We start from the raw sequence: 9,876 nt of genomic DNA on the forward strand, positions 1-9,876 counted from the left end.
CCTCGGGTAGGGCGATCGGTCAGGCGTGGGTGTCCCCGACGGCGACCTCGCCGCCGGCGCTCACGTCGGCATACACCCCGGCGCAGGCCCACGTGCCGGCGACCTCGGGCTTCTCGATCATGATGCGGTTGTTCTTCGCGACGGTGCGCAGCGTATTGCGGTCGTCGGGGAGATCGCCCTGGGCCATCGTCGTCATGACGCAGCGCATGGTCTGGAACGTGTAGGCGACCCGCACGTCGCCGAGCGTCATCTCCCGGCCCGGCCACTCGTTCTCGACGAACCCGGAGCCGGTGTCGGCGAGCACGACGTTGGGGCGGTAGCGGCGGACGTCGACGTCGCTCTCGGGCGCGAGCTCGGCGAGCCGCTCCAAGGTCGACTCGGTGACGACGTGCAGGGCGGCGAGGTCGTAGAACCGCCCGGGTGGGGCGAACGCGGCGACGTCGAAGCTGCTGATCGCCTCGCCGGTGTCCTCCCGGCGCGACGTGGTGGCGTCGATGATGTGCTCGGGGGCCAGGCTCTCGCGGTCCATCCCGTCGAGGTCGGCCCAGAGCTCCTCGAACCTGGGCGCCTCGGGCGCGGTCGTGACGAGCCGGACCTCGCGACCCAGTACGTCGGAGAGCGCCTGGTCGACGTCGGGGTCGTCACTGCGGCGGGTCGACCCGTCCGGGAACGTGATGATCACCGGCGGGGCGGGCTCACCGGCCACCGGCTCGCCCGCGAACGTCGCCGAGAACTCCAGCAGCGTGGCCCAGCGCTTGGGCACCTTGGCGCTCGCGATGATGCCGGACTCGACGTCGAGCACCGCATAGGCGCGATCGCCCGCGACCCCGCGCTCGTCGAGCACGGCGCGGCTCAGGGACTCTCCGCGCATGGACTTGACGGGATAGCGGTAGAGCGCGGCGACCGTCACACCGCAGGGCATACCACCCACGGACGGGTCTCGGGAACCGGCCGGTCGGTCGGGGTCACGATTCCCCGTGCTCACGGCGCGCCTGCTGTTCCTGACGCGACGCGAGGATCGACAGCGTCCCGGGGACGACCATGAGGGCGACGGCGACGAGCGCCGCGCCCCACGGGGCGGGCAGCACGACCACGAGCACGGCGACCACCACGGCGACCTGGACGATCACGTTCAGGGCCTGGTTCGACAGGTGCTGCCGCCACGGCGCGGGCCGGCGCAGGCTCAGGCTCAGCGCCGGGTCGTCGTCGACGAGGCGGGCCTCGAGGTCGTGGAGGGCGCGCTTCTCGCGGTCCGAGAGCGGGCGCGGCTCGGAGGGCTCGGGCGTGCGGGGCGTCGTCATGCTCGGGTCCTCTCGTCGGAGGGCGGAGCGCGTCGGGAATCGGGCAACCCCGACATTTCACCCGCGAGTGTCGCGGACGGAGCTGAACGGCCCCTGAGAACGGGGCGAGAACACGACGAGGACCGGCCCGGCCCCTCAGGTCGTGGTGGCCAGGACCAGCGGCAGCACGGCCGGCGCGCCCGCCCGTCGCAGCCGCGCTGCGGCGACGGTGAGCGTCCACCCCGAGTCGGCGACGTCGTCGACGAGCAGGACCGGGCCGGCGCTCGGGTCCATCCCGCTGGGGACCGACAGCCGAGACCACACCTCGGCGAGGCGCTGGGCGGAGTTGGGCTGTTCGGGCTCGGCTCCGTTGTCGGGGTCCTCCGGGTCCTCGTAGATCGGGGGAGCGGTGTCGGCCAGCGCGCCGAGCAGGGGCAGGCGCCCGATGCTCGCGATGCGCTGGGCGAAGCTCTCGACGAGCACCGGGCGCCGACGCGAGGGCAGCCAGACCACGCTCGCCGGGCGCTGTGCCCAGTCCCAGCCCTTGAGCACCTCGACGACGGCGTCGACCGCGGCGTCGGGCACGAGGTCGTCGGACCGCAGCAGCGGGCGCAGGCGCGGGCCCCATCCGACGTCGGTGAGGCGGCCGAGCGCCCGGCCCTCCTCGGCGGCGTCACCGGCCGCGATCTTGCCCTTGAGCGGCACGTCCAGGGCGTCCATGCCGCTGGGCCACTGCTTGCGTGGCGGCAGCGGGACCCCGGGCCGGTCGAGCGTCGTCTGCGCCTGCACGCGGACGTCCTCGCCGATCGTCGGGTCGGCGTGGCGGCCGGTGCAGTTGTCGCAGCGCCCGCACGGGGCGGCTCCCGGGTCGTCGAGCTGGCGGCGAAGGAACTCCATGCGGCAGCCGCCGGTGGCGATGTAGTCGAGCATCGCCTGCTGCTCGGCGCGCCGGGCCTTGGCGAGCCCGGTGTAGCGGGCGCCGTCGTACTCCCACGGCTGCCCGGTGGCCTCCCACCCGCCCTTGACGCGGCGGACGGCGCCGTCGGTGTCGAGGACCTTGAGCATCATCTCCAGCCGACCGCGGCTCAGCTCCACCCGCGGCTCCAGGGCGGCCGTGGACATCGGGCGCCCGGCGTCGTCGAGGACGCTGAGGGCCACGCGGACCTGCGGCTCGGCGGGGAAGGCCAGCGAGGCGAAGTACGCCCAGATGTCGCGGTCCTCCGGGCCGGGGAGCAGCAGCACCTCGGCGCGCTCGACGCCACGGCCCGCGCGGCCGATCTGCTGGTAGTAGGCCACCGGCGACTGCGGCGCCCCGAGGTGCACGACGAAGCCGAGATCGGGCTTGTCGAACCCCATGCCCAGCGCGCTCGTCGCCACCAGGGCCTTGACCCGGTTGGCCAGCAGGTCGTCCTCGGCGCGCTCGCGCTCGGCGGGATCGGTCTTGCCCGTGTAGGCGGCGACCGGGTGCCCCCGCTCGCGCAGGAACGCGGCGAGCTCGTCGGCCGCCGAGACCGTCAGCGTGTAGACGATGCCCGAGCCCGGCAGGTCGTCGAGGTGCTGGGCGAGCCAGGCGAAGCGATCCGCGCCCTTGTCCAGCGGCAGCACCCCGAGGCGCAGCGACTCGCGGTCGAGCTCGCCGCGCAGCACCAGCGCGTGGTCGTGACTGCTCGAGACGCCCAGCTGGTCGGCGACGTCCGTGGTCACCCGATCGTTCGCCGTCGCCGTGGTGGCCAGCACCGGCACGCCGTCGGGCAGGTCGGCGATCAGGGTGCGCAACCGGCGGTAGTCGGGCCGGAAGTCGTGCCCCCAGTCGGAGATGCAGTGCGCCTCGTCGACGACGAGCATGCCCGCGGTGCGGCTGAGCTCGGGGAGCACCTGATCGCGGAACTCGGGGTTGTTGAGCCGCTCCGGGCTGACGAGCAGCACGTCGACCGCGCCCGCCTGGACCTCGGCGTAGACGTCCTGCCAGTCGTCGGTGTTGGCGGAGTTGACCGTCACCGCGTGGATGCCCGCGCGGTTCGCCGCGTCGATCTGGTTGCGCATGAGGGCGAGCAGCGGGCTGACGATGACCGTGGGGCCCCCGCCCCGCCGCCGGATCAGCGCCGTGGCGACGAAGTAGACCGCGCTCTTGCCCCACCCGGTGCGCTGGACGACGAGGGCGCGCCGCCCCTCGGCCACGAGCGCGTGGATGGCGGCCCACTGGTCCTCGCGCAGCGCGGCGTCGGGGCCGGCGAGGCGCTGCAGCGTCGCCTCGGCGTCCGAGCGGAGGTCGGTGGTCGCCGTCATGCCCCCACGAAAGCACAGGCGCCCGACAGTCCGGACAGCGCGGCGCGCGCGTGGAGACAGGAGCGCGTGCGCCTCGACCCCGCGGGCTTCGACATCGGCGCGGACTCGACCGTCCTCGACGCCCACCTCGGTGGCCAGCCCGCGCTCAGTGCCTACGCGGGGGCCTTCGTGTGACCCGATGGTCTCGGAACGGCGTTCTGAGTTAGGGTCACCTCAGTAAACCTCTCCCACCGGAGCACCTGATGCCGGAGATCACCGACCTGGCCGCGCTGCGCGCCGTCGTGCCCGAGCCCGCGCAGTTCATCGCCGAGAAGGCGATCGACCACGTCGACGACCAGTCCCGCCGGTTCCTCGAGGCCTCGCCGTTCTTCCTGCTCGCCACCACCGGCGCCGACGGCAGCGTCGACGTCTCGCCGCGCGGCGACCCCGCGGGCCAGGTGCTCGTGCTCGAGGGCGGGAAGGCGGTCGCGTTCGCCGACCGACCCGGCAACCACCGGCTCGACTCGTTCCGCAACATCCTCGACCACCCGCACGTCGGGATGCTGTTCCTCGTGCCCGGGCGCGACCACACGCTGCGGATCAACGGGCGCGCCCGGATCTTCCGGGATCCGCTGTTCGCGGACCGGTTCGTCGTCAAGGGCAAGACGCCGGAGCTCGCGGTCGTCGTCGAGATCGACGAGCTCTTCCTGCACTGCGCGAAGGCCTTCGCGCGGTCGTCGCTGTGGGACGCGGCGAGCTGGCCCGGCCGCGGCGACGTCCCGACCGCCGGGAAGATGGCCAAGAGCATCTCGGGGACCCACGTGCCCGCGTCGGCGATCGATGCGGCGCTGAAGGTGGACGCCCGCGCCAACCAGTACTAGCCGACCCGGTGCGTGAACCGTCCCGCGAGGACGGTCGCCCGCACCGGCATCGCGCGCAGCGTGCCCGGGTCGGCGTGCAGCGGGTCCTCGTCGAGGAGCACGACGTCGGCCGGGTCGCCGGGGCGCGGCTCGAGATGCCCGCCGCACGAGGCGCGCAGGGCCGTCACGACGTCGAGGGCCTGCTCGGGGTGCCACGGCGGGCGCTCGTCGCCGGTGCGCGCGACGGCCGCGGCGATCGCGGCCCACGGGTCGGGCGGCGCCACCGGAGCGTCGGACCCCAACGCCAGGCGCGCGCCGGCGGCGACGAGGTCGGCGTAGGGGTAGGCGCGGGCGTGGACGTCGGGCCAGTGCCGTTCGGCGACGTCGCGGTCGTCGACCAGGTGGGCGGGCTGCACCGACGCGACGAGGCCGGGGCGCGCGAAGCGGGCGACGTCCTCGGCCGCGACCAGCTGCGCGTGCTCGATGCTGCCGGGGCCCTCGACGTGCGCGAACGCGTCGAGCACGACGGCGTTGGCGCGGTCGCCGATGGCGTGGACGGCGGGGTGCAGGCCGTGGCGGGCGACGCGGGCCATGAGCTCGCGGAGGTCACCGGGGTCGATGTTGAGCGCGCCGTGGCCGTCGGCGGGGTCGGGGTAGGCGTGGTGGCACGCGGCGGTGCGCGTGTTCAGGGAGCCGTCGGCGAGGATCTTGAACGGCCCGACGCGCACTAGGTGACCGACGACGTCGCCCGTCCGGTGGTGGCGGTCGAGCGTCGCGGCGAGCCACGGCTCCCAGACCGCGGCCTCGACCCGCAGCGACAGCCCGTGTTCCGCCCGTCGCACCCAGGTCGCCGGGGTGTCGTCGTACTCGAAGTCGCGGATCCCGCTCAGCCCGCGCGCCGCGGCCTCCGCGGACGCCTCGGCCACCCAGCGGTCCAGCTCGTCGGGGTCCGGCACCGCGGACAGCTCGCCCATGACGGCGAACGCCTCCTGCTCGCGCAGCAGGCCCGTCGGGTGGTCGCGGCCGAAGCGTGCCAGGCCGGCGGGGCTGAGCCAGACGGCGTGCAGGTCGTCGCTGACCAGCGCGATCGGCACGCCCGGCGCCACGCGCTCGAGCATGTCCTTGTGCGGCGCGCGGGACCACAGCGCCGCGCGGAAGCCGTGCCCGACGACCAGTCCCGGCGCGCCGCGAGCTGCCGCCGCCATGATCGTCGCGACCTCCTCGGGGGCGCGGGCGTGACCGACGTCGACGCGCCGGCGCGCCTGGGCCCACTGCGACCAGTGCACGTGCGCGTCGACCAGGCCCGGCATGACGGTGGCGCCCCGGGCGTCGACGACCTCGTCGCCGGGCTGCGCGTCGACCTCGCCGGCGGGCGTGACGGACGCCACGACCCCGCGGGCGAGGCGCACGTCGACCGCGCCCGTCGACCCGGGCGTGCGGGCGCCGTGCAGCAGGACCGGGCCATCCGTCATGGTCCTCATGATCGAGGTGGCTTCCCTGACCTTCAACGTCGGCGTGGCCGGCTTCGCCCACATCGCCGGGACAACATGCGACGCGGCAGGCAGGATGCGGCGCGTGAGCACCGAGCCGGTCGGCCAGAAGACGTTGTTCGACTCCGTCGACGACGTCGTGACACGGCTCGCCGACGTCGGCTACCTCGCGTCCACCGCCGTCGCGACCACCGTCTTCCTCGCCGACCGCCTCGGCAAGCCGCTGCTCGTCGAGGGCCCGGCGGGCGTCGGCAAGACGGAGCTGGCGCGGGCCGTGGCCGAGGCCACGGGGGCGGGGCTCGTGCGCCTGCAGTGCTACGAGGGCATCGACGAGGCGCGCGCGCTCTACGAGTGGAACCACGCCAAGCAGCTGCTGCGGATCACCGCGGCAGCATCGTCGCCCACCCACCCCGAGTCGTGGGACGCCACGCGCGACGACGTGTTCTCCGAGGAGTTCCTGCTCCCGCGCCCGCTGCTCACCGCGATCCGGCGCGAGGACCCGACGGTGCTGCTCGTCGACGAGACCGACAAGGCCGACGTCGAGGTCGAGGGCCTGCTCCTCGAGGTGCTCGGCGACTTCCAGGTCACCGTCCCCGAGTGGGGCACGATCACGGCGAACCAGCGCCCGTTCACGCTGCTCACCTCGAACGCCACCCGCGAGCTGTCCGAGGCGCTCAAGCGCCGGTGCCTGTTCCTGCACCTCGACTTCCCCGACCCCGATCTCGAGCGCCGGATCGTGCTCGCCCGCGTGCCCCGGTTGCCCGAGGCGCTCGCCGAGGAGCTCGTGCGGATCGTCAACGTGCTGCGCGGCATCCAGCTGCGCAAGGCACCATCGGTGTCGGAGACCATCGACTGGGGCCGCACGGTGCTCGCGCTCGGCCTCGACACCCTCGACGACGAGACGGTGCGCTCCACCCTGGGCGTCGTGCTCAAGCACCAGGCCGACGCGCAGAAGGTCGTCGCCGAGCTCCGGCTGAACTGATGGCCCCGGCGGACACGCAGCGCACGGGAGCCGCACCGTGACGGCGGTCACCGGCGGTCTCCCCGCGTACCTCGTCGACTTCGTCGGCGCGCTGCGTCGGGCCGGGATCGCGGTGGGGCCGGGGGAGTCGGTCGACGCCGCCGCGGTGATCGCCGAGCTCGACCTGCTGCAGCGCGAGCAGCTGCGCGAGGGCCTCGCCGCGGCGATGCTGCGCCGCTCCGGGCAGCGGGCGGTGTTCGACGCGCTGTTCGACCTCTGGTTCCCGCTCGGGCAGGGCGCCGCGCTCGGCGAGGTCGCGCTGCCCTACGCCGAGGACGGGTCGGTCGACCTCGAGGCGTTGCGCGACCTGCTCGCCGGCCTGCTGCAGCGCGGCGACGCCTTCGCGGACACCGCGATGGCCGAGCTCGCCCGCGCGGTCGTCGACGGGTTGGGCGCGGTGGGGCGGGGCCAGGGTCAGGGCGGCGGGGGCGACCGCGGCGAGGGTGGACGCCCGTCGACGTGGTCGGCCTACCAGGCGCTCAACGCGGTGCGGCCCGAGACGCTGCTCGCGCGCGTGCTCGCCGACCTGCGCGGCGGCGCCGACGCCGACTGGGACAGCCCGTTCGCCGAGGAGGTCTCGCGGCGCCAGGTGCGGATGAGGATCAGCTCGTTCCGCCGCATGGTCACCGACGAGGCCCGCCGCCGGGGCGCGGAGATCCGGGGACGGGAGGCGGCCGCACGCACGGGAGTACCGAAGCAGGGCGACCGCGTCGAGTTCCTCACCGCGAACTCCGAGCAGCTCGCCGACCTGCGCCGCCGCGTCGCGCCGCTCGCGCGCCATCTCGCGTCGCGGCTGGCCGCCCGCCGCCGTCGCGCCCGACGCGGCCCGATCGACCTGCGCCGCACCCTGCGCCGGTCGATGTCCACCGGGGGCGTCCCGATGCGCCCGGCGTTCCGCCGCCCGCGCCCCGGCCGCCCGGAGCTGGTGCTGTTCTGCGACGTCTCGGGGTCGGTGGCGGGGTTCAGCCACTTCACGATGATGCTGGTCCAGGCCCTGCGGGAGCAGTTCTCCCGCATCCGGATCTTCTGCTTCGTCGACGGGTGCGTCGAGGTCACCGACCTGTTCGGCACCGACGCCGACCTCGGCGGCGTCATGGCCGAGATCACCGCGCGCCCCGGGCTGATCGCGTTCGACGGGCACAGCGACTACGGCTCGGCACTCGGACGTTTCCGCGAGGGCTGGCCCGACGTCGTCGGCCCGCGGACCTCGTTGCTGCTGCTCGGCGACGCCCGCACCAACTACCGTGACCCGAACCTTGCCGTGCTCGGTGACCTGGCCGAGCAGGCCCGGCACGTGCACTGGCTCAACCCGGAGCCGCAGGCCCAGTGGGGCACCGGCGACTCGGCGGCGCGCAGCTACGGGCAGGTCGTCCCGATGCACGAGTGCCGCACCGCCGCCCAGCTCGCGGGTGTGGTGTCGGGCCTGCTGCCGGTCTAGCGGGGGCCTCGAGTGGGGCGCGCCGGGCGAGCGGCGGGGTCGGCAGCGAACGTGCTGTTCGCTGCTTCTAGGCGCGCGAAGTCCCCGTTGACCACGGCGAGTCGAGGGGGTGGAGCGCACGGAGAAGCCCCCGAGGTGGCGCTCGACATCCGCGGCGTCCGGGTGGGAGCCGAACACCTAGGCTGAACGGATGAGCGGCCGCCGGATCGGGGTCATGGGCGGCACCTTCGACCCCATTCACCACGGCCACCTCGTGGCCGCCAGCGAGGCGCAGGTGCGCTTCGCCCTCGACGAGGTCGTGTTCGTCCCCACCGGGCAGCCCTACCGCAAGGACAGCCAGTCGGTGAGCCCCGCCGAGGACCGCTACCTCATGACGGTCGTGGCCACGGCGTCGAACCCGCGCTTCACGGTGAGCCGCGTCGACGTCGACCGCGAGGGCGCGACGTACACGGTCGACACTCTCGCCGACCTCGCGAAGATCTTCCCCGAGGACGAGCTCTTCTTCATCACCGGCGCCGACGCCCTCGAGCAGATCCTCTCGTGGCACCGGGCCGACGACATGTTCCGGCTCGCCCACTTCGTCGGCGTCACCCGGCCCGGCTTCGAGCTGGTCGACGACCACCTCCCGCGCGGCTCGGTCAGCCTGCTCGAGGTGCCGGCGATGGCGATCTCGTCGACGGCCTGCCGCGAGCGCGTCGCCGCGGGGGAGCCGGTCTGGTACCTCGTGCCCGACGGGGTCGTGCAGTACATCGCCAAGCGCGGGCTGTACCGGCCGGCGGGGCAGGGCTGGGTGCTCGGACCGACGGAGCACGTGGCCTCGGAGTAGTCGAGGTCGCGACGCCGAACGACGGGATCGCCACACGAACGAGTGGCGAGTCGACGTGCCGACCAACGCGCTGCGTTCACCCGACGAGATCCGCTCCGAGTGCCATGCCCGTCCGGGGTGCGGCATCCGTCGGGGGAGTGATCTCGGTGCCGATGCCGCCGCCCGTCGCCGACGCACCGCCGCCGCGGCGCCCGTCCCGCGGGCCGATCATCGCCGTCGTCGTGCTCGCGATGCTCGTCGCCGCGCTCGGGGGCTGGTCGGCGCGTTCGGCCCCTGCTCGCTCACCGCGGCCGCGTCGTGACCCGGCACCGTGTGATCGGGACCGAGGACGTCGAGGTCGCCGTCGACGAGACGCCGACCGGTCCGATCACGCTGACCCGGGCCACGCTCGTGACCCGGCCGCCGGCCGACGTGATCCCTCCGGCGGCTCCGCCGACCTCGCCTGATGAGGTCGATGGAGCACCCGTGCCGATCCCGCCCGAGGACCGCGCCCGCGCCTGGGCCGACGCCCCCGGCGAGTTCGCGCGCACCTGGAACGTGCCGAGCGCCCGGATCGAGCCACCGCGCCCCCTAGACGAGTAAGTCCGAACGGCGTGGTGGCCGGGAAGGAGGGCGGAGGGCGCCCAAGATCCGTTTGTGACGACAGACCTGGACACCCTCCTGACCGGACTCTACGTCTACATCGACGACCATCTC

General features: G+C 74.2%; 9 protein-coding genes. 5 read left to right on the forward strand and 4 right to left on the reverse strand.

Annotated features, from left to right (window positions below):
- Positions 1–19: 19 nt before the first annotated feature.
- The 3 genes from AC2A1K_RS25745 to AC2A1K_RS25755 form a co-directional block, all read right to left on the reverse strand.
- Positions 20–910, reverse strand: a complete 891-nt coding sequence (locus AC2A1K_RS25745; protein WP_483899182.1) for an MOSC domain-containing protein — start codon at positions 908–910, stop codon at positions 20–22.
- Between the two features lie 55 nt (positions 911–965).
- On the reverse strand, positions 966–1,301 hold the full coding sequence (locus tag AC2A1K_RS25750) for a DUF3040 domain-containing protein (RefSeq protein WP_483899183.1): 336 nt from the start codon (positions 1,299–1,301) through the stop codon (positions 966–968).
- A gap of 135 nt (positions 1,302–1,436) precedes the next feature.
- Positions 1,437–3,566, reverse strand: coding sequence for a RecQ family ATP-dependent DNA helicase (locus AC2A1K_RS25755; RefSeq protein WP_483899184.1), 2,130 nt, complete (start codon positions 3,564–3,566; stop codon positions 1,437–1,439).
- 242 nt (positions 3,567–3,808) lie between these two features.
- Here AC2A1K_RS25755 and AC2A1K_RS25760 point away from each other — a divergent pair, with 242 nt between their 5' ends.
- Positions 3,809–4,426, forward strand: coding sequence for an MSMEG_1061 family FMN-dependent PPOX-type flavoprotein (locus AC2A1K_RS25760; protein WP_483899185.1), 618 nt, complete (start codon positions 3,809–3,811; stop codon positions 4,424–4,426).
- Here AC2A1K_RS25760 and AC2A1K_RS25765 read toward each other — a convergent pair.
- A complete protein-coding gene (locus AC2A1K_RS25765; RefSeq protein ID WP_483899186.1) occupies positions 4,423–5,877 on the reverse strand; it encodes an amidohydrolase in 1,455 nt (484 codons plus the stop codon). The genes AC2A1K_RS25760 and AC2A1K_RS25765 overlap by 4 nt on opposite strands.
- A gap of 103 nt (positions 5,878–5,980) precedes the next feature.
- Here AC2A1K_RS25765 and AC2A1K_RS25770 point away from each other — a divergent pair, with 103 nt between their 5' ends.
- The 4 genes from AC2A1K_RS25770 to AC2A1K_RS25785 all read left to right on the forward strand — a co-directional run bounded on the left by AC2A1K_RS25770 (position 5,981) and on the right by AC2A1K_RS25785 (position 9,762).
- Positions 5,981–6,877, forward strand: coding sequence for an AAA family ATPase (locus AC2A1K_RS25770; protein WP_483899187.1), 897 nt, complete (start codon positions 5,981–5,983; stop codon positions 6,875–6,877).
- A gap of 37 nt (positions 6,878–6,914) precedes the next feature.
- Positions 6,915–8,354 (forward strand): VWA domain-containing protein, encoded by a 1,440-nt coding sequence (locus tag AC2A1K_RS25775; protein ID WP_483899188.1) that lies wholly within the window; start codon positions 6,915–6,917, stop codon positions 8,352–8,354.
- A 190-nt stretch (positions 8,355–8,544) separates the two neighbouring features.
- Positions 8,545–9,180 (forward strand): nicotinate-nucleotide adenylyltransferase, encoded by a 636-nt coding sequence (gene nadD, locus AC2A1K_RS25780; protein ID WP_483899189.1) that lies wholly within the window; start codon positions 8,545–8,547, stop codon positions 9,178–9,180.
- 312 nt (positions 9,181–9,492) lie between these two features.
- Positions 9,493–9,762, forward strand: coding sequence for a hypothetical protein (locus tag AC2A1K_RS25785; protein ID WP_483899190.1), 270 nt, complete (start codon positions 9,493–9,495; stop codon positions 9,760–9,762).
- The last annotated feature ends 114 nt before the right edge of the window (positions 9,763–9,876 follow it).

It is taken from the genome of Actinomycetospora sp. 2LY8.5 (genome assembly GCF_057180585.1).

Bases quoted from the DNA above. Each gene is read 5' to 3' on its own strand.
- AC2A1K_RS25750 (WP_483899183.1), bottom strand. From the start codon at position 1,301: ATGACGACGCCCCGCACGCCCGAGCCCTCCGAGCCGCGCCCGCTCTCG.
- AC2A1K_RS25755 (WP_483899184.1), bottom strand. From the start codon at position 3,566: ATGACGGCGACCACCGACCTCCGCTCGGACGCCGAGGCGACGCTGCAG.
- AC2A1K_RS25760 (WP_483899185.1), top strand. From the start codon at position 3,809: ATGCCGGAGATCACCGACCTGGCCGCGCTGCGCGCCGTCGTGCCCGAG.
- AC2A1K_RS25765 (WP_483899186.1), bottom strand. From the start codon at position 5,877: ATGACGGATGGCCCGGTCCTGCTGCACGGCGCCCGCACGCCCGGGTCG.
- nadD (WP_483899189.1), top strand. From the start codon at position 8,545: ATGAGCGGCCGCCGGATCGGGGTCATGGGCGGCACCTTCGACCCCATT.